24 protein-coding genes and 1 other RNA gene are annotated in these 23,501 nt (G+C 73.4%); 15 read left to right on the top strand and 10 right to left on the bottom strand.

What is annotated here, in order from left to right:
• Positions 1–7: 7 nt before the first annotated feature.
• Together IO30_RS0131965 and IO30_RS0131960 are read right to left on the bottom strand one after the other, a co-directional pair.
• A complete protein-coding gene (locus IO30_RS0131965; protein ID WP_031148830.1) occupies positions 8–1,018 on the bottom strand; it encodes an N-acetylmuramoyl-L-alanine amidase in 1,011 nt (336 codons plus the stop codon).
• 74 nt (positions 1,019–1,092) lie between these two features.
• Entirely contained in the window at positions 1,093–1,734 is a 642-nt protein-coding gene (locus tag IO30_RS0131960; RefSeq protein WP_031148828.1) for a class I SAM-dependent methyltransferase, read from the bottom strand.
• A gap of 292 nt (positions 1,735–2,026) precedes the next feature.
• On the opposite strand from IO30_RS0131960, the gene IO30_RS0131955 reads away from it, so the two are divergent.
• Together IO30_RS0131955 and IO30_RS0131950 are read left to right on the top strand one after the other, a co-directional pair.
• Positions 2,027–2,875, top strand: coding sequence for a helix-turn-helix domain-containing protein (locus tag IO30_RS0131955; protein WP_031148826.1), 849 nt, complete (start codon positions 2,027–2,029; stop codon positions 2,873–2,875).
• Positions 2,835–3,095 (top strand): DUF397 domain-containing protein, encoded by a 261-nt coding sequence (locus IO30_RS0131950; protein ID WP_031148824.1) that lies wholly within the window; start codon positions 2,835–2,837, stop codon positions 3,093–3,095. The genes IO30_RS0131955 and IO30_RS0131950 overlap by 41 nt, the downstream gene beginning before the upstream one ends.
• A 64-nt stretch (positions 3,096–3,159) precedes the next feature.
• Here the strand turns inward: IO30_RS0131950 and IO30_RS0131945 are convergent, their stop codons facing one another.
• Together IO30_RS0131945 and IO30_RS0131940 are read right to left on the bottom strand one after the other, a co-directional pair.
• Complete coding sequence (locus IO30_RS0131945) at positions 3,160–4,410, bottom strand: WD40 repeat domain-containing protein (RefSeq protein WP_237403465.1); 1,251 nt, start codon at positions 4,408–4,410, stop codon at positions 3,160–3,162.
• A complete protein-coding gene (locus IO30_RS0131940; RefSeq protein WP_031148820.1) occupies positions 4,407–4,805 on the bottom strand; it encodes a DUF4259 domain-containing protein in 399 nt (132 codons plus the stop codon). The genes IO30_RS0131945 and IO30_RS0131940 overlap by 4 nt, the downstream gene beginning before the upstream one ends.
• 136 nt (positions 4,806–4,941) lie before the next feature.
• Between IO30_RS0131940 and IO30_RS0131935 the strand changes: the two genes are divergently transcribed.
• Both IO30_RS0131935 and IO30_RS0131930 read left to right on the top strand, forming a co-directional pair.
• Complete coding sequence (locus IO30_RS0131935; RefSeq protein ID WP_031148818.1) at positions 4,942–7,068, top strand: acyl-CoA dehydrogenase family protein; 2,127 nt, start codon at positions 4,942–4,944, stop codon at positions 7,066–7,068.
• Between the two features lie 15 nt (positions 7,069–7,083).
• A complete protein-coding gene (locus IO30_RS0131930) occupies positions 7,084–8,268 on the top strand; it encodes a lipid-transfer protein (protein WP_031148816.1) in 1,185 nt (394 codons plus the stop codon).
• Positions 8,269–8,835: 567 nt separating this feature from the next.
• On the opposite strand, the gene IO30_RS0131925 is transcribed toward IO30_RS0131930, so the two are convergent.
• Entirely contained in the window at positions 8,836–9,198 is a 363-nt protein-coding gene (locus IO30_RS0131925) for a hypothetical protein (RefSeq protein WP_051859756.1), read from the bottom strand.
• A 248-nt stretch (positions 9,199–9,446) separates the two neighbouring features.
• Between IO30_RS0131925 and IO30_RS0131920 the strand changes: the two genes are divergently transcribed.
• Genes IO30_RS0131920 through IO30_RS0131910 form a run of 3 tightly spaced genes read left to right on the top strand, consistent with a single transcriptional unit; the run spans position 9,447 to position 12,393 of the window.
• Positions 9,447–10,301 (top strand): MaoC/PaaZ C-terminal domain-containing protein, encoded by an 855-nt coding sequence (locus IO30_RS0131920; RefSeq protein ID WP_031148812.1) that lies wholly within the window; start codon positions 9,447–9,449, stop codon positions 10,299–10,301.
• 29 nt (positions 10,302–10,330) lie between these two features.
• A complete protein-coding gene (locus IO30_RS0131915) occupies positions 10,331–11,407 on the top strand; it encodes a Zn-dependent alcohol dehydrogenase (RefSeq protein WP_031148810.1) in 1,077 nt (358 codons plus the stop codon).
• Positions 11,408–11,451: 44 nt separating this feature from the next.
• The gene (locus tag IO30_RS0131910) at positions 11,452–12,393 is read left to right on the top strand and encodes a 3-oxoacyl-ACP reductase (RefSeq protein WP_031148808.1); all 942 of its coding nucleotides are present in this window, start codon (positions 11,452–11,454) and stop codon (positions 12,391–12,393) included.
• A gap of 98 nt (positions 12,394–12,491) precedes the next feature.
• Here IO30_RS0131910 and IO30_RS0131905 read toward each other — a convergent pair whose 3' ends face one another.
• Positions 12,492–12,818: a hypothetical protein gene (locus tag IO30_RS0131905; RefSeq protein ID WP_031148806.1), complete on the bottom strand. Its 327-nt coding sequence runs from the start codon at positions 12,816–12,818 to the stop codon at positions 12,492–12,494.
• A gap of 218 nt (positions 12,819–13,036) precedes the next feature.
• Positions 13,037–14,161: a hypothetical protein gene (locus tag IO30_RS0131900; RefSeq protein WP_031148804.1), complete on the bottom strand. Its 1,125-nt coding sequence runs from the start codon at positions 14,159–14,161 to the stop codon at positions 13,037–13,039.
• Between the two features lie 207 nt (positions 14,162–14,368).
• On the opposite strand from IO30_RS0131900, the gene IO30_RS0131895 reads away from it, so the two are divergent.
• From IO30_RS0131895 to IO30_RS0131875, 5 genes are all read left to right on the top strand, one after another.
• On the top strand, positions 14,369–15,226 hold the full coding sequence (locus IO30_RS0131895) for a Nif3-like dinuclear metal center hexameric protein (protein ID WP_031148802.1): 858 nt from the start codon (positions 14,369–14,371) through the stop codon (positions 15,224–15,226).
• Positions 15,223–15,966: a zinc ribbon domain-containing protein gene (locus tag IO30_RS0131890; protein ID WP_031148800.1), complete on the top strand. Its 744-nt coding sequence runs from the start codon at positions 15,223–15,225 to the stop codon at positions 15,964–15,966. The genes IO30_RS0131895 and IO30_RS0131890 overlap by 4 nt, the downstream gene beginning before the upstream one ends.
• Positions 15,966–17,408 carry a bifunctional RNase H/acid phosphatase gene (locus IO30_RS0131885; protein ID WP_031148799.1) on the top strand — a complete coding sequence of 481 codons (1,443 nt, stop codon included), beginning with the start codon at positions 15,966–15,968 and terminating at the stop codon, positions 17,406–17,408. Before IO30_RS0131890 ends, IO30_RS0131885 begins: the two co-directional genes overlap by 1 nt.
• A 171-nt stretch (positions 17,409–17,579) precedes the next feature.
• A complete protein-coding gene (locus IO30_RS0131880) occupies positions 17,580–17,831 on the top strand; it encodes a type II toxin-antitoxin system VapB family antitoxin (RefSeq protein WP_031148797.1) in 252 nt (83 codons plus the stop codon).
• The gene (locus IO30_RS0131875; RefSeq protein WP_031148796.1) at positions 17,828–18,247 is read left to right on the top strand and encodes a PIN domain nuclease; all 420 of its coding nucleotides are present in this window, start codon (positions 17,828–17,830) and stop codon (positions 18,245–18,247) included. Before IO30_RS0131880 ends, IO30_RS0131875 begins: the two co-directional genes overlap by 4 nt.
• 83 nt (positions 18,248–18,330) lie before the next feature.
• On the opposite strand, the gene rnpB is transcribed toward IO30_RS0131875, so the two are convergent.
• Positions 18,331–18,733: RNase P RNA component class A (rnpB, locus tag IO30_RS42375), an RNA gene on the bottom strand.
• 77 nt (positions 18,734–18,810) lie between these two features.
• Between rnpB and IO30_RS0131870 the strand changes: the two genes are divergently transcribed.
• Entirely contained in the window at positions 18,811–19,545 is a 735-nt protein-coding gene (locus IO30_RS0131870; protein ID WP_031148794.1) for a MerR family transcriptional regulator, read from the top strand.
• Complete coding sequence (locus IO30_RS0131865; RefSeq protein WP_031148792.1) at positions 19,542–20,192, top strand: hypothetical protein; 651 nt, start codon at positions 19,542–19,544, stop codon at positions 20,190–20,192. The genes IO30_RS0131870 and IO30_RS0131865 overlap by 4 nt, the downstream gene beginning before the upstream one ends.
• On the opposite strand, the gene IO30_RS0131860 is transcribed toward IO30_RS0131865, so the two are convergent.
• A complete protein-coding gene (locus tag IO30_RS0131860) occupies positions 20,179–21,624 on the bottom strand; it encodes an RNB domain-containing ribonuclease (RefSeq protein ID WP_031148790.1) in 1,446 nt (481 codons plus the stop codon). The genes IO30_RS0131865 and IO30_RS0131860 overlap by 14 nt on opposite strands.
• Before the next feature lie 177 nt (positions 21,625–21,801).
• On the opposite strand from IO30_RS0131860, the gene yaaA reads away from it, so the two are divergent.
• Positions 21,802–22,602 (top strand): peroxide stress protein YaaA, encoded by an 801-nt coding sequence (yaaA, locus tag IO30_RS0131855; RefSeq protein ID WP_031148788.1) that lies wholly within the window; start codon positions 21,802–21,804, stop codon positions 22,600–22,602.
• A gap of 99 nt (positions 22,603–22,701) precedes the next feature.
• On the opposite strand, the gene IO30_RS0131850 is transcribed toward yaaA, so the two are convergent.
• On the bottom strand, positions 22,702–23,451 hold the full coding sequence (locus tag IO30_RS0131850) for a bifunctional DNA primase/polymerase (protein ID WP_031148786.1): 750 nt from the start codon (positions 23,449–23,451) through the stop codon (positions 22,702–22,704).
• Between the last annotated feature and the right edge of the window lie 50 nt (positions 23,452–23,501).

The raw sequence follows: 23,501 nt of genomic DNA, 5'->3' as shown, positions 1-23,501 counted from the left end.
CCGTGGACTACCCGCCCAGGAAGCCGACGATGCCGTCGGCGATGCCCTGGGCGGCCTTCTGCCGCCATTCCGGACTCGTCAGCAGCGCCGCGTCCTTGGCGTCACGCATGTTGCCGCATTCCACGAAGACCTTGGGCTGGGTGGACAGGTTCAGTCCCCCCAGATCGTCACGGACGTCCAATCCGGTCCCGCCGCCGAGGTAGTTGGCGGGCGAGGAACCGGTCGTCCGGGCGAAGTTCCCGACGATCCGCTCGCCGAGCTGCCGGGAGGGCTCCACGATCTTGGCGGTGTCCGCGCCGCCGCCCTTCACCTTGGCCGGGAGGATGACGTGGAAACCGCGGTTGCCCGCCGAGACGCCGTCGGCGTGCACCGAGACCACGGCGTCCGCCTTCGCCTCGTTGCCGATCCGGGCCCGCTCGTCGATGCAGGGGCCGAAGGGGCGGTCCGCACGGTGGGTGAGGACCACCTTGACGCCCTGGGCCTCCAGCACGGCCTTGATCCGCTGCGAGACGTCGAAGGTGAACTCGGCCTCCATGTAGCCCGAGTTGGTGGTCGTACCGGTGGTGTCGCACTCCTTGCGGCCCGTGCCGATGTCGACCTTCTTGTTGATCTCGGTGCCGTGCTGGAAGTTGCCCGTGTTGTGGCCGGGGTCGATGACGACCGTCCGGCCGGCCAGCGGGCCCTTGGCGGGGGCCGGGACGGGAGCCGGAGCCGCCGGGGAGGGCGTCGTACCCGCCTCCGCGCCCGGGGTGGCGGTCGCGGACGCCGTCGCGGCAGCGTTGGGCTTCGCGTCGCCGTGGGCCGTGTGGGAGGCGGGCAGCGGCTTCGGCTGCGGCTGCCCGGAGCCGGTCCCGGCCCCGGCCAGCGCCTGGGTCAGCATCCAGCCGGCCAGGGCGGCCGGTGCCAGCGCGGCAGCCGCGACGACCAGGGTGGAGCGGCGGGTGAACCAGGGCCGGTCCGGGCTGACCGACGAGGAGGACTCGGGGGACGGGGGCGTGGGACTGTCGTCGTTGCGCACGCCGCGATGCTAATCCGACGAGCTGCCCGGAGAGCGGATGCTGCTCCGTTCGAGGGCGAGTGCGGAAGCCGGCCTCAGATGCCCGGGCCCGTGCGGCGCAGCACGCGCAGGGAGTCCGTCACCGAGACCTCCTCGAAGGCCCCGGAGGCCAGCGCGCGCAGGTAGATCCGGTACGGGGCCTGGCCGCCGTCGGCCGGGTCCGGGAACACGTCGTGGATCACCAGCGTGCCGCCCTCGGCGACGTGCGGGGCCCAGCCCTCGTAGTCGCCGCTCGCGTGCTCGTCGGTGTGCCCGCCGTCGATGAACACGAAGCCGAGGGGACCGCCCCAGGCCGCCGCGACCTGCGGGGAACGTCCGACCATCGCGATCACGTGGTCCTCCAGCCCGGCCTTGTGCAGGGTCCGGCGGAAGGTCGGCAGGGTGTCCATCAGCCCCACCTCCGGGTCCACCACGCTCGGGTCGTGGTACTCCCAGCCCGGCTGCTGCTCCTCGCTGCCCCGGTGGTGGTCGACGGTGATCGCCGCGACCCCGGCCTCGCGGGCCGCGTCCGCCAGCAGGATCGTGGAGCGCCCGCAGTACGTCCCGACCTCCAGCAGCGGCAGCCCCAGCGCCCCGGCCGCGGTGGCGGCCTCGTACAGGGCGAGCCCCTCGCGGACGGGCATGAACCCCTTGGCGGCCTCGAAGGCGGCGAGGGTCTCCGGCTTGGGGGTGGCCATGGTTCCTCCGGCGGTGGGGGTGGGGTCGGTGCTCGGGCGCCCATGCTGCCCTACCGCCCGGTAGGACGCCATGCCGGGTCCCCGCGGGGGCCGGTCGTCCACCCTGGGGCCGGTCGGCGGCCGCTGCCCCGGTGCGGGACGGCCGCCCGACCGGTTTCCGACCCGTCGCGTCAACATCCGGAAGAAAGCGGTCAGTTGTGTACTTACGGGCGTGGGGGCGGTGAGCGCGTGGCTACGCTCGGCGATGACCGAACCGCACGCCGCACGGTGTCAGCTTGGGGGTGACCGTCCCATGGTCAGCATGCGCGACCTCGATCCCAGCGCCTCGCCGCTGGACTACTACGGCTTCGAACTGCGCCGGCTCCGCGAGGAGGCCGGACTGAAGCAGGCGCAGCTCGGGGCCATCGTCTTCTGCACGGGCTCCCTGATCGGGCAGGTCGAGACGACGAAACGGGTGCCGACCCGCGACTTCTCGGAACGCATCGACGCGGCCCTGGGCACGGGTGGCCTGTTCTCCCGCCTGGTGGGCCTGGTCCTGCGCAGCCAGCTGCCGACGTGGTTCCAGCCGTACGCGCAGATGGAGGCCAAGGCGGCGTACCTGTCCACATACCAGGCGCAGTTGGTCTACGGGCTGTTGCAGACCGAGGAGTACGCCCGGGCGGTGCTGGGGGTGTGGAACAAGGAGGAGCTCGACACCAAGGTGGCCGCGCGGATGGACCGGCAGCGGGTACTCGACCGCGAGAATCCGCCACTGACGTGGGTCGTGCTCAGCGAGGCCGTCCTGCACCAGGAGATCGGCGGCCGCGCGGTCATGCGCAAGCAGCTCGCCCATCTGCTGTCCCTGCAGAGCCGGGAGTGGGTGCAGGTGCAGATCCTGCCGTACGAGGCGGGCGCCCACGCGGGACTGCCGGGCTCGTTCAATCTGCTGCGGTTCGACGACGACCCGGACCTCGTCTACACCGAGGACTTCGTCCAGGGCCATATGACGGCCAATCCGCAGGCTCTCAGGGAGGGTTCGCTCCGATACGATCATCTGCAGGCCGCCGCCCTCTCCGTGGAGGAATCGGCGGCACGGATCGCCCGCGTAATGGAGGAGCGTTATGGAGAGCATCCAGCACCTGACGAGCGCGCGCTGGCGTAAGTCGTCCTACAGCGGCGACACCGGCGGCGAATGCGTCGAGTGCGCCCCCCTCGGCGCCGCCGCCTGGCAGAAGTCCTCGTACAGCAGCGACACCGGCGGCGACTGCGTCGAGATCGCCGCGCAGCCCTGCCGGATCGCGGTCCGGGACTCCAAGGTCCCCGACGGCCCCGCCTTCACCATCGGCACGGCCGCCTTCGCGGAGTTCGTCCGCAGTCTCTGACGCGCGCCTCGGGCGACACCCGGCCCGGGGCGGCCACGGCTGTGGCGGCTCCGGGGAAGGGCGGCTACTCGTCCTGGCCGTGCGCGTGGTTGACGGCCGCCTGGACCTGCAGCCACGTCGGGTCCGTCGCGGTCGCGGTGGTCACGCTCGCCAGGTCCTCCGCCTCCCAGGCCCGGGAGCCGTCGGTCAGGGCGAGGTGGGGGTACAGGTCGCCGTCTTCGGTGACCTCGGACGTGGAGGCCAGGAACGCCGCGACCGCGGCCCTCGCCGCATCGTCGGCGGCCGTGCCGCACGTCGGCGGGGCGTCGGAGCGGAGGGCCAGGAGGGCGAGGTCGCCCGCGCCGGTCGCGACGACGAGCCCGCCCGCAGCCGTGGCGGCCAGCGCGGTCACCGGGGAGCCGGCCAGTACGCCGTGCTCGGTCGGGCGCGGGGGCTCGACGTCGACGTCGACCTCGACGAGCGTCCCGGTGGGGGTCCCCGTCCAGAGGACCCCGGGGCGGGTTCCGAACGCGATGTTGTGCCGCGACCAGCTGCGCAGCTGGTCGGGCGTGCCGAGGGACGTCGCCAGGACGCTGCGGAGGGAGGGGAACTCGAACACCTCCAACGAGTTCCCGTACGCATGGCCCCGGACCGCGAAATGGCGTCCGTCGGGGCTGAAGGCCGGCGTCTCGTAGCCGTCGGCGTCCAGGATCAGTGCCCGGCGCTGCATCCGCATCGAGGCGGGCCCGGTCCCGTCGTCGATCCGCGCGAAGAGGCCGAGCGTCGCGCCCTGATCGCTGGCGAGCGTCACCACCAGCCCGCCGCCGGGATGCTCCGCGACGCCGGTGTCCCAGCGCGGGCCGGGGGAGAGGGTGCCCGAGGCGAGGTCGATGGCGTCGGAGCGGTCCCACGCGCCGTCCTCGTCGCCCGACGAGGAGGGTGAGGCCCACAGCGTCCGGCCGTCCGGGCTGAACGCCAGGTTCCGGTATCGGGTGGTGGGCGGAAGGCCTTTCAGGTCGGGTTCGGAGCGTCCGGCGGGAGCCCACTGCGTCACCCCGTCCTCACCCGCCACCAGGAGCAGGGGCCGGTGCGGATGCCACACCGCTCGGGGCGTCCGCTTGATCCGGCTCCAGCCGACGGCGTCGCCGTAGGCGTCCGACCCGGCGCCGACGGAGCCCAGTTCGTGCAGTTCACCGTCCGTGCAGTCCCAGACGTGGACCGCCGGACGTTCCGAGTCCAGGCCGGCGACCAGGGGGAGGCGGGGGTGCGCCGTCAGCCGTTCCAGGGGCCGTCCGCTGCCGACCCGGACGCGGGCCACGAGCTCGGGGCCGGTCACAGGAGGACGCTCCGCAGCTGGGAGACGCCCGCTCGCCAAGGGCCGCTCTCCTCGCTCTCCTCCCAGAGCTCCATGAGCTCGGACGGCTCGGTCACGACCCGGTCGAGGGCGCGGACGGCCAGCCCGCGGAGGTCGGCGGGAAGCTCGGGGAGGGGCAGGTCCGGCCCGTAGGGGGTGGTGACGGGCTCTCCCCCGGGGCGCTGAGCGGCGACCAGGGCCGCCGCGGCGATCGCCTCCGCCGCTATGTCCTGGTCGAGGTAGCCGGGGGTGTCGGCCGCGCAGGCGAGGGCCGCGCGGATCAGTGTTTCCCGCTCGCCTTCGGGCGCCTCGTCGAGGCTGCCGGAGAAGTCCGCAGCGGTGTCGTTGTCGAAGGGGCCGACGTCCCAGGTTCCCATGATCTCTCCTGCTCGCGTGATGTCCGGGCATCGTGTCAGCGGGCACTGACAACGGCTCACGCGCTCGGTGACGGAGTAGGAACACGTTTCATTTCTGACCTTCCGTCAGAATGGAACGTGTTCTACTCTGCCGCGCATGGGCATCGGAATCACACAGGAACAGCGGGAGTTGGCCGAGGCCGTCCGCGGCTGGGTCGCGCGGGCCGTGCCTCCCGAGGAGGTGCGCAAACTCCTCGACACCCCGCCGCAGACGGGCTCGCGGCCCGCCTACTGGGAGGGGCTCGCCGCCTCCGGGCTGCTGGAACCGCACCTGGACGGCGGCACCCTCCTCGACCTCGCCGTCGTCGTGGAGGAGGCCGCCCGGGCGGCGCTGCCCGGGGCGTACCTGCCGAGCGCGCTCGCCTCCGTACTCCTGGACCGGGCCGGGGCCGAACCCCTCGGCGGGCGGGTCGGGGCCGTCGCGCTCGGGCCCGGGGACCTGACCGCCGTGGCCGTCGAGGGCGGATACCTCCTCGACGGCACCGCGCCGCCCGTGCTCGGCGCGGGCGAGGCCGACCTCGTGCTGCTCGCCGCCGAGACCGCGCACGGGACCCGCTGGTTCGCCGTCGACGCCGCCGCGCTGGACATCCGTACGCACGACAGCGCCGATCCCACCCGGCCCACCGCCCACGTGCGGGCCCGCGGGGTCACCGCCGGGCCGGACGGGCTGCTGGAACTGGACGCCGCCCTCGTGCGGGACCTCGCCTGCGTGCTCTTCGCCGCCGACGCCTGCGGCACCGCGGCCTGGGCGCTGCACACGGCCGCCGAGTACGCGAAGGTGCGCGAGCAGTTCGGGCGCCCCATCGGACAGTTCCAGGGGATCAAGCACCTGTGCGCCGACATGCTGGTGCGCCTGGAGCAGGCTCGGGCCCTGGCCTGGGACGCCGCCCAGGCCACGGAGGAACCGGCCGAGGTGCGCTCCCTGGTGGCCGCCCTCGCCGCCGGGACCGCGCTGGACGCCGCCTACTCCTGCGCCAAGGACTGCATCCAGGTGCTCGGCGGCATCGGCTTCACCTGGGAACACGACGCCCACATCTACCTGCGCCGGGCCCTCGTCGCACGCCAGCTGCTCGGCCCCGGCGACGGGCACCGGGTACGGGCCGTACGGCTCGCGGCGGCCGGCGCGCGGCGCGAGCTGAAGCTGGAACTGCCCGCGCAGGCCGAGACGCACCGCGCGAAGGCCCGTACCGCCATCGAGGACGCCAAGGGCCTCGACCCGGCCGCGGCCCGCCGCATCCTGGCCCCCACCGGGTACGCGGCCCCGTACCTGCCGCCGCCGTACGGGCTCGGGGCCGGGCCCGTCGAGCAGCTCGTCGTGCAGCAGGAGCTGGTGGCCGCCGGGGTCAGGCTCGCCGACCTCGGCATCGCGACCTGGGTCGTGCCCTCGCTGCTGGCCTACGGGACCCCCGAGCAGCAGGAGCGCCACCTGCTGCCGACGCTGCGCGGGGACGTCACCTGGTGCCAGCTCTTCTCCGAGCCGGGCGCGGGATCGGACCTCGCCTCGCTGCGGACGAAGGCGGAGCGGACGGAGGACGGCGGCTGGGTCGTCAACGGGCAGAAGGTGTGGACGAGTTCCGCGCACAGCGCCGACTACGGCATCCTGCTGGCCCGGACCGACCCGGACGCGCCCAAGCACAAGGGGCTCGGCTACTTCATCGTCGACATGAGGGCCCCCGGGATCGACATCCGGCCGCTCAAGGAGATCACCGGCGAGGCCCTCTTCAACGAGGTCTACTTCGACGACGTCCGGCTCTCGGCGGACGCGCTGGTCGGCGCCGCCGACGGCGGGTGGAAGGTCGCGCGCAACACCCTCGGCAACGAGCGCGTGCACATGGCCGACCAGATGACCTTCGACACCGGCCTCGAAGCCCTGCTGGCCCGCTCCACGGACCTCGAAGGCGGCTACCGGGCCCGGATCGGCGCCCTCGCCGCCGAGGCCCACGCGCTGGCCTGCATCGGGCTGCGCACCACCCTCCAGCAGGTCTCCGGGCTGGAGCCGGGCGCGGGCGCCTCCGTGCGCAAGCTCGTCCAGACCCCCCACCAGCAACGGACCGCCGAGCTCGCGCTCGAACTGCTGGGCCCGGCGGGCGCGGTGTGCGAGGGGGCGGGGGAGCGGGCGGTGCACGGGATGCTCATGTCCCGCTGCCTGACCATCGCCGGGGGCACCACGCAGGTCCAGCTCAATGTCGTCGCCGAGCGGATCCTCGGCCTTCCCAGGGACTGAAGGGACAGCAGGGACATGAAGTCGTACATCGTGGGCGTCGGCATGACGAAGTTCGAGAAGCCGGAGTCGAGGGACTGGCAGTACTGGGACATGGTGAAGGAGGCCGGGACGGCGGCGCTGGCGGACGCGGGCGTGGACTACGGGCTCGTCGAGCAGGTGCCGGTGGGTTACTGCTTCCAGGCCTCCACCGCCGGGCAGCGGGCGGCGTACGAGCTCGGGCTGACCGGGGTGCCCGTCTACAACGTCAACAACAACTGCGCGACGGGCTCGACGGCCCTGATGATGGCCCGGCAGTTCGTGGAGGGCGGGCTGAACGACTGCGTGCTGGCGCTCGGCTTCGAGAAGATGAAGCGCGGAGCGCTGGGCGGCGGGGCGGACGGCGGGGACTTCAAGACCTCCCCGGTGGCCCGGCACTACGGGATCATGGCCGCCGCGCACGGCTTCGAGATGTCACCGCCGACCGCCCAGATCTTCGGGAACGCGGCGCGCGAGCACATGGAGCGGTACGGGACCACGGCCGCGCAGCTAGCGATGGTCGGCGCCAAGAACCACCGGCACTCCGCGAACAACCCGAACGCGCAGTTCCAGGACGTCTACACGGTCGAGGAGATCCTTGCGGCCAAGCCGATCCACGACCCGCTGACCAAGCTCCAGTGCTCCCCGACCTCGGACGGGGCGGCGGCCGCGCTGGTGGTCTCGGAACGCTTCGTCGTCCGGCACGGGCTGCACGACAAGGCGGTGGAGATCGTCGCGCAGGCGATGACCACGGACACCGGGGAGAGCTTCGGGGGCTCGTGCATCGACGTGGTCGGCAAGCCGATGACGGCCGCGGCGGCCCGGCAGGTCTACGAGGCCTCGGGGCTCGGCATCGAGGACGTCGACGTGGTGGAGCTGCACGACTGCTTCTCGGTCAACGAACTGCTCACGTACGAGGCGCTGGGCATGTGCGCGGACGGAGCCTCCGGGAAGCTCGTGGAGAGCGGGGCGACCACGTACGGCGGCCGCTGGGTGGTCAACCCCTCCGGCGGGCTGATCTCCAAGGGGCACCCGCTCGGCGCGACGGGGCTGGCGCAGGCCGCGGAACTGGTCTGGCAGCTCCGGGGCGAGGCGGGGCCCCGCCAGGTTCCCGGCGCGCGGGTCGGCCTGGCCCACAACATCGGCCTCGGCGGCGCGGCGGTGGTCACGCTGCTGCGTTCCTAACCCTCTGGGGCTTCGCGGTGTCCCGTGCGGGGCTTGGCCGTGGGGTGGTGGCCCGTCTGCGGCCTCGTTGCACGGGGCTCCGCCCCGGACCCCGCTCCTCAATCGCCGGAGGGGCTGATTTTTGGCCTCGTTGCAGCGGAGCCTGTCCGGTACGGGTCGGGGAGCGGTGCCCCTCCGGGGTATCTCCTCGGCTCGCGCACCGAGCCCCGTCGGACACGTTCGGCCCAGGTTGCGCGCTCGTCCTGCGGGGACACCCCGCAGTGTCCCCACTCCCCTCGACCACGGCTTCGCTTCCGACGCCGGGGCGTGTGGGGTGGGGGCGCGCAGGAGGGTCCCCGCAGGACGAGCGCGCAACCTAGGCCGCACATGCGAAGCCGGGGCTCAGTGCGCGAGCCGAGGAGACACTCCGGAGGGACCCCGCCCCACACACGACACCCAGGCCAACACCCAACCCGGCCAGCACACCCAACGCCCAGCCTGGGCAAAAATCAGCCCCTCCGGCGTTTGAGGAGCGGGGGTCCGGGGGCTGGCCCCCGGCAGCGGCGCCGCAGACGCACCGAGCCCCCGTCAAGGGCGCGGCCGCAGCGACGGGTCGATCACGGTTTCGCCCCGCGAGGCCCGGCGGATGGCGTCGGCCAAGTCGTCGATCGGGCCGTCGCGCAGGACCAGCCCCGCCGCGCCGGCGGCGAGGACCGCGTCCAGCAGGCCCGGCCGCGCCGACCCCGTCAGGACCAGCACCGCGCACTCCGGATCGTCCGCCAGGACCGCGGCCACCGCGACCGGCTCCTCCACCACGGCAACGGCCGGGCGGGCCATCGTGTCCCGGACGACCTCGATGTCCGGCTGGAGGCCGAGCTGGAGCGCCAGCGCCGGGTTCGCCGGTTCCAGCAGCACACGCAGCGAACGGGCCGGGCGGTGGTCAACGGGCATCTCTTCCACCCGGGAAGGGTATGGCCCAGCCCTCGCGACCCCGCGCAACACGCCTCAGCCGAATGGAATCTGACGGCCGGTCAAGACTCTTCCCTCCTGCTGGGGCGTGCGTTATACATTCCTTCACCGGCCCTAGAACGCGTTCTAGAACCGGTCCCGCATACGACCTCGGTGCGGCCGACGGTGCGGACGGCCGCACCGAGGTCTTCCACGGCCCCCTTCATTTCAAGACAGGGAGCAGCATCCTCATGCCGATCGATGCCGCCAAGGCCCTCGCCGCCGCCCCCCGCGTGGGAGCCATCGGCTGGGACCACAAGGACATCCAGCTCTACCACCTCGGCCTCGGCGCCGGCCGCCCCGCCACCGACCCCGACGAGCTGCGCTACACCCTGGAGTCCAAGCTCCACGTGCTGCCGAGCTTCGCGACCGTCGCCGGTGCGGGCATGGCCATGCTGGGCGGCCTCGCCGCCCCCGGCATCGAGGTGAACCTCGCCGCCGTCCTGCACGGCGGGCACTCCATCGAGCTGCACCGGCCCATCCCGGTCAAGGGCGAGGCCACCTCCACCTCCAAGGTCGCGGCCGTCTACGACAAGGGGAAGGCCGCGGTCATCGTGCTGCGCTCCGAGGTCGCGGACGCCGACGGCCCGCTGTGGACCAGCGACGCCCAGCTCTTCGTGCGCGGCGAGGGCGGGTTCGGCGGCGAACGCGGCCCCTCCGTCTCCTCCGAGCAGCCGGGGCGCGCCCCCGACCGCACCGAGGAGCGGCGCATCCGCGAGGACCAGGCGCTGCTCTACCGCCTCTCCGGTGACTGGAACCCCCTGCACGCCGACCCGGAGTTCGCCAAGCTGGCCGGCTTCGACCAGCCGATCCTGCACGGCCTGTGCTCGTACGGCATGACCCTGAAGGCCGTCGTCGACACGGTCCTGGACGGGGACGTCTCCCGGGTCCGCGCCTACCGCACGCGCTTCGCCGGGATCGTCTTCCCGGGCGAGACGCTGCGCATCCGGATGTGGCAGGAGCCCGGCCGCGTCCTGGTGTCGGTGACCGCCGTCGAACGGGACGACGCGCCGGTCCTCGCCGACACCGTCGTCGAACACGCGTAGTACCAGACCAGACCTTAAGGAGCCGCACCGTGCGCGCAGCACTGCAGAGCGAGATCGGCCAGGACAAGCTCGAGGTCGTCGACGACATGGAGGCCGTGGGCCTCGGTCCCGGCAAGGTGAAGATCCGGATCAAGGCCACCGGCCTGTGCCACTCCGACCTGTCGGCGATGAGCGGCATCCTGCCGCAGCCGGCCCCGTTCATCCCGGGCCACGAGGGCTCCGGGGTGATCGCCGACGTCGGTGACGGGGTCACGCACCTCAAGCAGGGCGACCGGGTCCTCGTCTGCTGGCTGCCGCCGTGCGGCCACTGTCCGTCCTGCAAGCGCGGCCAGGGCCACCTGTGCCTGGAGAGCCTGGTCAACGCGGGCGTCCCCAACTTCCGCCGGGCGGGCGGGGACATCTTCGGCTTCGCCGCGACCGGCACCTTCGCCGAGGAACTCGTCGTCGACGCCAAGTGCGCGGTACCGATTCCCGACGACGTGCCCTTCGACATCGCCGCCCTGATCGGCTGCGGGGTCACCACCGGCCTCGGCGCGGCCATCAACACCGCCAAGGTGGAGGCCGGGTCCTCGGTCGCCGTCATCGGCTGCGGCGGCGTCGGCATCTCCGTCATCCAGGGAGCCAAGGTCCAGGGCGCGGCGCAGATCGTCGCCGTCGACCCCGTCGCCTCGCGGCGCGAGGCCGCCCTGCGGTTCGGGGCCTCCGAGGCGGTCGCCCCGGACGCCTTCGACGACGCCAAGAACCGGATCACCGGCGGCGAGGGCTTCGACTACGTCTTCGAGGTCGTCGGCAAGTCCGCCACCGCGCAGACCGCGTACAAGATGACCCGGCGCGGCGGCAGCGTGGTCGTCGTCGGCGCGGGAGCGCTGGACGACAACTTCCAGATCGACATGTTCTCGCTGTTCTTCGACGAGAAGAAGATCCTGCCGTCGATGTACGGCGGCGGGGACGTGCTCCGCTCCTACGAGCGCACCATCACCCTGTGGCGGGCCGGCCGGATCGACCTGGAGAGCCTGATCACCCACCGGGTGCAGCTCGCCGAGATCAACGACGCCCTCGACCAGATGCGTACGGGCACGGCCCTGCGCACCTGCATCGAGATCTGACCGCCCCCGCCCCGCCCCGTCCCGCTCTGAGAGGAATCCGGTAGATGTCACTCCCACTTGAGGGACTGTCCGCCATCGTCACGGGCGCGGGCCGCGGCCTGGGCCGGGCCGAGGCGATCGAGCTCGCGCGGCTCGGCGCGAGCGTGGTCGTCAACGACTTCGGCCAGCCCGGCCGCGACGGCTCGGGGGAGGCCTCGGCCGCCCCGGCGGAGGAGGTCGCCGCGGAGATCCGTGCCGCGGGCGGGCGGGCGGTCGCTCACCTGGGTGACGTGGCCGACTTCGAGCAGGCGCGCGAGCTCGTGGAGCTGGCCGTGAGCACCTTCGGCAAGCTCGACGTCCTGGTCAACAACGCGGGCATCCTGCGCGACCGGATGGTCTTCTCGATGTCGGAGGAGGAGTGGGACTCGGTGATCCGGGTCCACCTCAAGGGCCACTTCAACACCACCCACTTCGCGTCCGTGCACTGGCGGGAGAGGTCCAAGGCGGCGGGCGGACCGGTCTACGGCCGGATCGTCAACACCTCCTCCGAGGCCTTCCTCGGCGGCTCGGCCGGGCAGCCGAACTACGCGGCGGCCAAGGGCGGGATCGTCGGCCTCACCACCTCCACCGCCCTCGCGCTCGCGAAGTACGGGGTGACGGCCAACGCCATCTGCCCGCGCGCCCGCACCCGGATGACGGAGGACGTCTTCGCGGGCTTCCAGGTCCCGGAGGAGGGCAAGCTCGACGCCCTCGCCCCCGAGCACGTGGCGCCGCTCGTCGGCTACCTGGCCTCGCCGGCCGCGGCCAGGGCCAACGGCCAGCTGTTCGTCGTGCACGGCGGGATCGTGGTGGTGATGGAACGCCCCAAGGTGGCGGCCAAGTTCGACACCACCAAGGAGGCCTTCTCCTTCGAGGAGCTCGACGAGGTCCTCACCCCGCACTACGACTCCCGCCCGGCGAACGAGACGTTCGCCGCGACGGAGGTCCTGGGCCTCAAGCACGACTGACGCGAGGTGGACCTTCGTCGTGAGACCCCCGCGGAAGCGGTGACCGCAGGTGCCCGGGAGTGGCAGACGGGCGCCTGCGAACACGTGCTGTCGCTGTGTCAGGAGAAGATGACGGAGCGGACCTTGACCTCTTCGCCGAGCTTCTTGCCGGGCTCCATGGCGGAGTAGGTGTCCCCGTTGCAGTCGGTGTCGACGAACACGGTGGCGGTGGAGATGGTGAGGTTCTGGGGCGAGTGCCCGGGGGCTTCTTCGGTGGTGCCGGGCAGGTTGATGCACTGGCCGCTCGCCGCGTCGGAAACGACGGCCTCTTGGCCCGTGCTGGTCTTGTAGACGAAGTCGCCGGTCGTCGCGTGGGCGGAGGTCGGTACGGCCAGGGCCAGGAGGAGCGTGCCGACAATCGCGCCAAGGGTCTGGTGAAGACGCATGAGGGGGATGTCCTTTGGTGAAGGGAACCGTTCGCCCCCGAGCCTGCCGCCGTGCCGTCCTCTCTCGAACCCACGACCGCCCTGGTTGCCCCAGTTGGAGCAGGGACGAATCGATCCTGCCTACGCCATGTGCTTCCACCAGCATGAGCAGACGTGAAGCAGCCGGGGCAGCCGTGGTCGGACCACTGATCGTTCTCACTTGATCCACGAGACGGGTCCTAGGTCGCAGGGCGACCCAGGGCCTGCTGGAGGGGGACCGGGCGGGGGGCCGCCGGGGGCGGGTCCAGGCGGACCGGCGGAGGCGGGGCGACCGGCAGGGTCGTCCCGAGGATCCCGCAGGGCACTTCCCGGGTCGCGTACGGCAGGTGGAGCCGGCCCTCCCGGTTCCACAGGCCGGTACCGCCCAGCCAGCCCACCGGGGGGCCGAGCCGGAAGACGTGCCGGTCGGCGGGACGCCACAGGGCGAGCCCGTCCCCGGGCAGCCACAGCGCGACCCCGCAGCTCTCCGGCATCAGGGCCTGCCCCGGCTGCACGGCGAAGGGCAGGGCCTGCGCCAGGCCCTGCGCCCGCAGGCACTCCGGGAAGCGGACCGGCAGGGAGCTGCCCAGTACCCCCCAGCCGAGCCGGGGTTCGCCCGGGGCGTCCGAGCGGATCAGCAGCAGTCCGCTGTCGGGGTCGGCGAGCAGCAGCCGGTCGTCGCTGTCCTCCGTGATCTGGAGCAGCGGGGAGCCCTCGCTGACGCTGCCGGGGCCGCCGCCCAGGTCCACGGCCACGGCCTTGGTGACCCCGTCCCGCTCGCGGTCCAGGGCCAGCATCCGGCCGGCGCGGTCCAGCCAGACCCCGCCGGAGCACCGCCCCGGGACCCGGGCCACCCGCTGCGGGCCGGGGGCGCCGCCCCCGGCCACCTGCCAGACCGTGGTGCCGGCGTCCGACACGGCCAGGGCGAAGGCGCAGGCCCCGTCCGGCGACGGCGGCAGCAGCCGGACCCGTACGCCCTCCTGCGCCGCCAGTCCGCCCAGCTGGAGCTCCCCGGTGCGCGGCCCGGCCGCGGCGCCCGTCGGGTACAGCAGGGCGAAGGCGTGCCGGTCCGCCACCCGCCGGTGGATCAGCACCCGCCCGTCGGCCAGCGGCAGCACCTCGCTGTCGGCCTCCTCGGGCTGGGCGAGCGGCAGCGGGACCGCGTACGCCTCGGGCCCGGCCAGGGTCCAGCGCTCGGCGTAGAGCGCCTCGCCGTTCCCGGCGAGCCGGGCGGCGTACGACCCGTCCACGGCGATCGTGAACGGCGCCGGGACCGGGGCGGCCGGGGGCGTGGCCGTCGTCGTTTCGATGGCACAGACAGTCATCTGCGCGTCACCTCCGGTCGTGAAGCTAGTTTTCGCACTTCATGCCGAACAACACGACCTGGGCGGCTTCACACATAAGGGTGGCCGGGCGGCGATTCGCGTGTGGTCGAGGTGGTGGTTGTGCTGTGCGATATCGGGGCGTTCGGGGCGGGGCCCGTTCTTGCTGCTCCTGACCTGGACGGCCGCCACGGACGGTAGCCTTGGCCCGTGCCCCGTCTCTCTGAAGTCATCGCCGCGCTGGACGCTCTCTGGCCCCCTTCGCGGGCCGAGCAGTGGGATGCCGTCGGGACCGTCTGCGGCGATCCCGACGCCGAGGTCTCCCGGGTCCTGTTCGCGGTGGACCCCGTACAGGAGATCGCCGACGAGGCGCTGAAGCTGGGCGCCGACCTGATCGTCACCCACCACCCCCTGTACCTGCGCGGCACCACCACCGTCGAGGCCGGCACCTTCAAGGGCCGCGTCGTGCACACGCTGATCAAGAACGACATCGCGCTGCACGTGGCCCACACCAATGCCGACACCGCCGACCCCGGTGTCTCCGACGCCCTCGCCGGCGCCCTGGACCTGCGCGTCACCGGCCCGCTGGTGCCCGACGCGAGCGACCCGAACGGCCGCCGGGGCCTGGGCCGGATCTGCGAACTGGACCGGCCCGAGACCCTGCGCGAGTTCGCCGCCCGGTGCGCCGCCTGGCTGCCGCCGACCGCGCAGGGCATCCGCGTGGCCGGTGACCCGGACGCGCTGATCCGCCGCGTCGCCGTCAGCGGCGGCTCCGGCGACAGTCTCTTCGCGCAGGTCCGGGCGGCGGGCGTGGACGCCTTCGTGACCGCCGACCTGCGCCACCACCCGGCGTCCGAGGCCCGCGAGCAGAGCCCGCTGGCCCTCGTAGACGCCGCCCACTGGGCCACCGAGTGGCCCTGGTGCGAGCAGGCCGCCGCACAGCTCGACGCGATCTCCGAGCGCCATGGCTGGGGCCTGCGTACCCACGTCTCGCGCACGGTCACCGACCCCTGGACGGTGCACGCACCGTCCGTGACACCCCCTTCTAACCCTGGAGCCCCCAACTGAACGCCGAGCCCGCCGACCAGATCCGACTTCTCGACGTCCAGGCCCTGGACGTGCGGCTGTCTCAGCTCGCCCACAAGCGCAAGTCGCTGCCCGAGCACGCCGAGGTCGACTCGCTGACCAAGGACCTCGCCAGCCAGCGCGACCTGCTCGTCGCCGCCCAGACGCAGGCCAGCGACGCAGCCCGCGAGCAGACCAAGGCGGAGCAGGACGTCGACCAGGTCCGCCAGCGCGCGGCCCGCGACCAGCAGCGGCTCGACTCCGGCGCGGGCGTCTCGGCCCGTGACCTGGCGAACCTGCAGAGCGAGGTCGTCTCCCTCGCCAAGCGCCAGAGCGACCTGGAGGACGTGGTCCTGGAGGTCATGGAGCGGCTGGAGGCCGCGACCGAGCGCGTCACCGGGATCACCGGGCGGGTCTCCGCGCTGGAGACGGAGCTGACGGACGCCACCGCGCGCCGTGACGCCGCCACCGGCGAGATCGACGACGAGGCCGCCAAGATCGCCAAGGACCGTGAGGTCATCGTCGGCTCCATGCCGGCCGACCTGATGGCGCTGTACGAGAAGATCCGCGTCAAGCAGGGCGGGGTCGGCGCCGCGCGCCTGTACCAGCGCCGCTGCGAGGGCTGCCGCCTGGAGCTCGACATGGCCGAGGTCAACGAGATCAAGGCCGCCGCGCGCAACCAGGTCGTACGCCACGAGAACTGCGGCCGCATCCTGGTCCGTGCGGCCGACTCGGGCATCTGATGCCGGGGCCCGTCCGGTTCGTCGTGGAGGCGGACGGCGGTTCCCGGGGCAACCCGGGCCCCGCCGGATACGGCGCGGTGGTCCTCGACCCCGCCACGGGGGAGACGCTGGCCGAGCGCGCGGAGTACATCGGCGTCGCGACGAACAACGTCGCCGAGTACAAGGGCCTGATCGCCGGGCTGGAGGCGGCGCTCGAACTCGACCCCGAGGCGACGGTCCTGGTCCGGATGGACTCCAAGCTGGTCGTCGAGCAGATGTCGGGCCGCTGGAAGATCAAGCACCCGGACATGAAGCCCCTCGCCGCCCGGGCGGCGAAGGTCCTGCCGCGCGCGCAGGTGACGTACGAGTGGATCCCGCGCGAGCGCAACAAGCACGCGGACCGGCTCGCCAACGAGGCGATGGACGCGGGCAAGCGCGGCGAGCAGTGGGAGCCGTCCCGCTCCTCGGCCGCCCTCGATCACGGCGCGGCCCGCGCCCTCGCGGCCCCGTCCGGCCCGCCGGGCGACGCGGCCGCGGGCGCGGCGGCCGTCCGCGCGGCGCTCGCAGCGGCCTCGGCCGGCTCCCCGGTCTCGTCCGCGTCCGCCGCCCGCGCGGGCGCGCGGGCGGTCGTCCCGGCGGAGGCCGCCGACGTGCTGTTCACGGACGACGAGGCCCCGCCCGTCGCCCCGGAGGACCCGCCCGTGATCGAGCCCTGCCTCGACGCGGACTCCCCGACGACCGCCACCGAGCCCGGAACGGGAGGGGCAGCGGGTGCGGCCGGGACCACCGATGCGGCCGGGACCACCGCCGCGGCGGCCCCCGGCTGGGGTCCCGACATGGGCGCGCCCGCCACCTTCGTGCTGCTGCGGCACGGGGAGACCGCGCTCACCCCGCAGAAGCGCTTCTCCGGCAGCGGCGGCGGCGACCCCGAACTGTCCGAGGCCGGGCGCCGGCAGGCCGCCGCCGTGGCCGCGGCGCTGGCCGCACGGGGCACCGTGCAGACGGTCATCAGCTCCCCGCTGCGCCGCTGCCGCGAGACCGCCCAGGCCGTCGCCGACCGCCTCGGGCTCCCGGTGACCGTCGAAGAGGGCCTGCGCGAGGTGGACTTCGGGGCCTGGGAGGGCCTGACCTTCGCCGAGGTCCGCGAACGGTTCCCCGACGACCTCCAGGCCTGGCTGGACTCCCCGCGGGCGGCTCCCACGGGCGGCGGCGAGAGCTTCGCGGCCGCCACCCGCCGGATCTCCGCCACCCGCGACCGGCTGCTGGCCGCGCACGCGGGCCGCACGGTGCTGCTGGTCACCCACGTCACCCCGGTCAAGATCCTGGTACGCCTCGCCCTCGGCGCCCCGCCGGAGTCGTTGTTCCGCATGGAACTCTCGGCGGCCTCGGTGTCGGCGGTGGCCTACTACGCCGACGGCAACGCCTCGGTCCGCCTGCTGAACGACACCTCGCACCTGCGCTGACCCGGGCAGCAACGAAAGAACCCCCGCCGTTCCCGGCGGGGGTTCTTCGGTTCATCAGGGCCGGTCGCTCCTTTTTCGGGATTTCAGCGCGCGAGGGCGCGCGAGCGCGCGGGAGCCTATGATGTGGCAACAGTGGAAAAGATTCCCACATCACACACAGTGAGGGGTGCCATGGGCATTACGAACGTCGACCTCGACGACGACGTCCTCGCCGAAGCCGCACGGCTGCTCGGCACGAAGACGAAGAAGGACACGATCAACACCGCCCTGGAAGAGGTGATAAGGCGCCACCGTCGTCGGCAAGCAGCCGAGCGCCTCGCAGAACGCGGTGCCCGCGGGGACTTCGAGCCGACCCGCCGGGCCCGGGAGGCCCGCAAGAACGCCGAACGGGCCGAAGTCACCTCCTCCAGGGGCGATGCGTGATCCGCTACCTCATCGACACCAGCGCATACGTGCACCTGGTCACTCACCCCGACGACATGGTCGGCTGGGACGCCGAGATCGAAACCGGCGCCATCGGCATATCCGAGGCCACCCGCACCGAGATCCTGTTCAGCGCCAACGGCCCCGCCGACCGTGACGACATCGAAAGCGACCTCTCCGCCCTCTTCGGCCTCGTCCGCATCCCCAAGGACGCATGGCGCTGGGTGGAGAACGCGCAGTACAAGCTGACCCAGAAGGGCCGGCACCGCGCGGCCGGGCCCCTCGACCTCCTCGTCTGCGCCACCGCCGTCCACCACGGCCTGACCGTCCTGCACCGGGACAACGACTTCGCCACCGTCGCCCGGGTCATCAAGGAAGTGCACCAGCGCGACGTACGCCGCATCGAAGAAGACTGACCGCCCCACCGGGCCTGCCGAAATGCCCCCGCCGTGCGGGAAGAGTGGGTCCCCCACCCTGACCAGGGCCGAAGGGGGAACGGCAGACGAGCCGGCCTGTACGCCGGGTTCTGTCTCCCGGAGACCTCGCGGTCGCCGGGGAGACGGCCATCCATCTAGGACCGGCGTTGCCGCCGGCCTCGTGCGGTCTACCCGCGGACATCGGGCGGGCAGCCCTCGAACGTCCGCGCAGACCCGTCCGTGGACGGATCCTCTTGACCTTGCTCCGGGTGGGGTTTACCTAGCCGCCTGGGTCACCCCAGGCGCTGGTGGTCTCTTACACCACCGTTTCACCCTTACCGAGGGCCGAAGCCCCCGGCGGTCTGTTTTCTGTGGCACTGTCCCGCGGGTCACCCCGGGTGGGCGTTACCCACCACCCTGCCCTATGGAGCCCGGACGTTCCTCGGCGGGATCCGGGGACCCCGACGCGGCCGCCCGGCCGACTCGTCTGTCGTGCCGACCATGTTACCGGCTGTGCCGTCGCGGCTTGACCTTGACGCAGCGGCAGGGTTTCTACTGGGCTCATGCGGATCGGAGAGATCGCCGAACTGGTCGGGGTCACCACCCGGGCCATCAGGCACTACCACCATGTCGGGCTGCTCCCGGAACCGGAGCGGCGACCCAACGGATACCGGGCCTACAGCGTCCGCGACGCCGTCCTGCTGGCGCGGGTGCGCCGCCTCACCGAGCTCGGGCTCAGCCTGGACGAGGTGCGGGACGTGCTCGCGGACGACGCGGGGCGCGAACTCGCCGAGGTGCTGGCGGAGCTCGACGCCGACCTGGCCCGGCAGGAGGCCGGGATCGCGGAGCGCAGGCGGCGGCTCGCGGTGCTGCTGGCCGCTGAGCCGGGGGAGACCGAACCGCTGTCGCCCGCCCTCGCCGCGCTCCTCGCGAAGGCGCCGCCCACGGCTTCGGCGACCGCCGCGATGGACCGCGAGCACCTGACGCTGCTCGATGCCGCGGGCTCCGGCGGGGAGGAACTGTACGCCGCGCTCGGGCCGTTGGCGGCCGACCCCGCTGTGCTCGCGCTCTACGAACGCCTCGACGCGCTCGCCGACGCGGCGACGGACGACCCGCGGATCCCGGTGCTGGCCGCCGAACTGGTGGCGGCCGTCCCCGACGAGGTGTTCGCCGCCGTCCCCGCCGAGGGGCGGGTCGTGGCCGGTTTCCAGGAGGCGCTCCTCGCGGAGTACGCCCCCGCACAGGCCGAGGTCGTACGCCGGGTCATGACGGCGTTCATGGAGAGGGGGCGGGGATGAGTCCGACAGACGTAGGAGCCGGGGTGCCGATGCGGGTACGGGGCGCCGTGCGCCGGGTGCTGCCGGTGCAGGTGCGGCGGCTGGTGCGGCACGAGCTGCTGGCCACCGCCTCCCTCGGGTGGTGGGTGCGGCGGCGCAGGCACGGGGTGCGCCCCGGGGACCTCGCCGCCGGGTACACCGGACCGCAGACGGCCATGATGTACGGCCTGCTGTTCGTGTCGGTGATCGAGACCGTCGCGCTGGCCCTGCTCATCCCCTGGCCGGCCGTCCACCGGGTCCTGCTGGTGCTCGACGTGTACGGGATCCTCATCGTCCTGGCGATGCACGCCGCCTGCGTCACCCGGCCGCACGTGGTCCGCTCCGACGGCTCGCTGCGGATCCGCTACGGCGCCCTGTTCGACCTGACCGTCCCGCCGGACGCGGTGGCCTCGGTCCGCGTCGACCGCCGCTACCCGGAGGGCCGCCTGGTCACCGTGTCCGAGGACGGGGTGCTCGACCTGATCGTGGGCAGCCAGACCTCGGTCACCCTGGAGCTGAACCGCCCCCTGGCCTTCGTCCGGCCGCTCGGCGCCCGGGGGACGGCGCGGACCGTCCGCTTCCACGCCGACGACCCGCGCGCCCTGGTCACCGCCCTCAGGCAGGGATGAAGAGGATCTTCGTGGTGCCCGGGTCCGCCTGGGTCAGCCGGACCCGGATGCGCTCGCCCAGCGGGAGCTCCCGGGCGGCGGACTCCACGCGGCCGACCACCGCCGGGTCCTGGAGGTGGACCGTGCCGACCAGCGGGTCGTGCTCCTTCACGTCGATCACGGTGGCTTCGAAGGTCTCCCCGACGCGGTCCTTCAGCAGGGCGGCCTCCACCAGGTCCACGCACTCCCGCTCCACCGTGTTGGCCAGCCGGGCGCCCTCGGCCATCTCCCGCGGCAGCGCGTCCAGCGCCGACACCGCCCACTGCGGCGGCTCTTCCCCCGCCGCGGCCGCCAGGCACAGTTCGCCCGCGTACCGGTCGACCAGCCGGCGCAGGGGCGCGGTGCAGTGCGCGTACGGGGCCGCCACCGCGGCGTGCACCGCCGGGTCGGGGCTGTCGCCGCCGGTGAAGGCCGTGTAGCCCGCGCCGCGCAGCAGGGCCGTGCACTCCTGGAGGAAGGCGGCGTGCGCGGGGAGGTGCGGGTCGAGGGAGCGCACGAGTTCGGCGTACGGGACGTGGTGCGGCCAGTCGATCCGCAGGGCCCTGGCCGCCCGGCGGAGCCGGCCGACGGCCCCGTCGGGGGCGGTGGGCAGGGTGCGCAGGATGCCGGTCCCGGCGGCGAGCATCAGGTCTGCGGCCACCATGCCGGTCATGAGGGACACCTGGGCGTTCCAGCCGTCGGCGGGCAGCGGGGCCCGGTAGTCCAGGGTGTAGTGCCCGTCGCGTTCGACGACCTCCTGCTCGGGCACGTTCAGCGAGATGCCGCCGCGTTCGCGTTCCAGGGCCTCGCGCAGCCCGCCGATGTCCTTCAGCAGGGCCAGGGACTCCTCGGCCGTACCGGTGTCGATGGCCTTCTGCACGCCGTCGTAGTCGAGCCGGGCCCGGCTGCGGACCAGGGCCCGGCGGACGTCGGCGGTCTCGACCCGGCCGTCGGCGTCCAGGTCGAGCCGCCACAGCAGCGCGGGGCAGGTCTGGTCGGGCAGCAGGCTGGCCGCGCCCTCCGAGAGCACGGGCGGGTGCAGGGGGACCTTCCCGTCGGGGAAGTACAAGGTGGTGACCCGGCGGTGGGCCTCCGCGTCGAGGGGGCTGCCCGGGGTGACGAAGGCGGCGACGTCGGCGATGGCGTAGTGCACGCGGTAGCCGCCGGGGCCGTTGCGGCGGGCGAGGTGCATGGCCTGGTCGAGGTCGACGGAGCCCGGGGGGTCGATGGTGAACAGGGGGAGGTCGGTGGCGTCGTGCGCGGGCAGGCGCGGGTTGCGGGCGGCCCGTTCCGCCTCGGCGCGCACCTCCGCCGGGAACTCCTGCGGCACGTCCAGCTTCGTCCGCAGGTCACGCAGCGCCGCCCGCAGGGCAGCCCCGTCTGCGCCGGTCATGTGCATAGGACGGCGTGGCATGGATCGAGCGTAGAGGCGCCGGGACCGGGCGGCACGGCGAACGGGTGCGCGAGGCGGTGCGGCGGGCGCGTGCGCGGGCCGGTACCGAGGCAGTGCGGCGGGCGGGGTGCGGCGGGCGGTCTACCCTGGCTCGGGGGCCGCATCCCCTGCGCCGTGACGTATTGAAGGAGAACCACCGTGCTCGTGCTGCTGCCGCCGTCCGAAGGAAAGGCCGCCGGCGGCTCCGGCGCACCGCTGAAGCCGCAGGAGCTGTCCCTGCCCGGCCTGGCCCCGGCGCGTGCCGCGGTGCTGGAGGAACTCGTCGCGCTGTGCGCGGGGGACGAGGCGAAGGCGCGCGAGGTGCTGGGCCTGAGCGAGGGCCTGCGGGGCGAGGTCGCCAAGAACGCGGAGCTCCGCTCGGCGGTGGCCCGTCCGGCGGGTGAGGTCTACACGGGCGTGCTGTACGACGCCCTGGGCCTGGCCGGTCTGACCCCTGCGGCCCGCAAACTCGCCGAGGACGCGCTGCTCGTGTTCTCCGGCCTGTGGGGCGCGGTGCGGATCACCGACCGGATCCCGTCCTACCGCTGCTCGATGGGCGTGAAGCTGCCGGAGCTCGGGGCGCTCGGCGCGTACTGGCGGGGCCCGATGGCCGAGGTGATGCCCGGTGCGGCGGGCGAGGGGCTGGTGCTGGACCTGCGCTCGTCGGCGTACGCGTCCGCCTGGAAGCCGAAGGGCGAGACGGCCGGCCGGACCGCGACCGTACGGGTGCTGCACGCGCAGGTCGTGGACGGGGTGGAGAAGCGGTCGGTGGTCAGCCACTTCAACAAGGCGACGAAGGGCCGGATGGTGCGCGACCTGCTGCTGGCCGGTTCCGTCCCGGCGGGGCCCGCCGAACTGGTGGAGGCCCTGCGGGACCTGGGCTACACGGTGGAGGCCGAGGCCCCTGCGAAGGCGGGCCGCGCCTGGTCCCTCGACGTGGTCGTCACCCAGATCCACTGACCAGGCCGGATGCCGGATGCCGGGTCCGGGGGCCCGGCCCCCGGACGTCCGTCAGCGGCGCAACGGTGCTGCGGCCCAACGGCCCAACGGCCCCGCGGATCAGCGGCCCAGCGGCCAGGCCACGGCGGCCGGGGCCCGGTCGGAGGTGCCCGCGTACACGGCGCAGGCGTCGGTCAGGGTCTCCAGGAGGGTGAGGGGGTCCGGGAGCGCGTGCTCCATGCCGCGCAGCCACGTGACCGCCTGGTCACCGGGCAGGGCTGCCGGGGGCACCAGGACGTAGCTGCCGCGGCAGTGCCAGCGCAGGCCGGGGTGCTCGTCCATCGTCTCGGGGTGGCAGTCCAGTTCGCAGGGCCACCACTCGTCCTCGTCCTCGGGGGTGCCGCGGGTGGCGGTGAAGAAGAGCATCCGGGCCTGCTCGCCCGTACCGCTGGACTCGGCGACCGGGCCGACCTCGATGCCGGCCTCCAGCAGGCGCTCCAGGGCGGCGGTCCCGGCTTCGAGCGGGACGTCCAGCACGTCGTGGACCATGCCGGTCGCGGTGATGAAGTTGGCCTGGGGCTGGTTGCGCGCCCACCGTTCGACCTGGGCGCGGTCGGTGGTCGACTGGGTCTGCCAGGCGAAGGAGAGGGGGTGGCGTGCGGGCGTCGGACAGCCGATCCGGTCGCACGAACACCGGTAGCCGGCGGGATGGGCGGCGGGGGCGAGCGGCAGACCGGCGGCGGCGACGGCCACGAGGAGCGCTTCGCGCTCCAGCTCGGGGTCCTCGGCGGTGGGTTTCTGCCGCCGGCGCAGCCACTGGGAAATCCTGCTCTGCTCGCCGCGTTTGACGCGGCCGGACTCAGACCCCATCTATCCCCTCACCTCACCGTTACCCCGGCAGACCCTCACATGGTCCCACC

Origin of the sequence: Streptomyces xanthophaeus (assembly GCF_000725805.1) — a bacterium.
In the GTDB taxonomy this organism is placed as follows: Bacteria; Actinomycetota; Actinomycetes; order Streptomycetales; family Streptomycetaceae; genus Streptomyces; species Streptomyces xanthophaeus.
The sequence above is the reverse complement of the archived record's forward strand: the minus strand, read 5'-3'. Positions and strand labels throughout refer to the sequence as shown.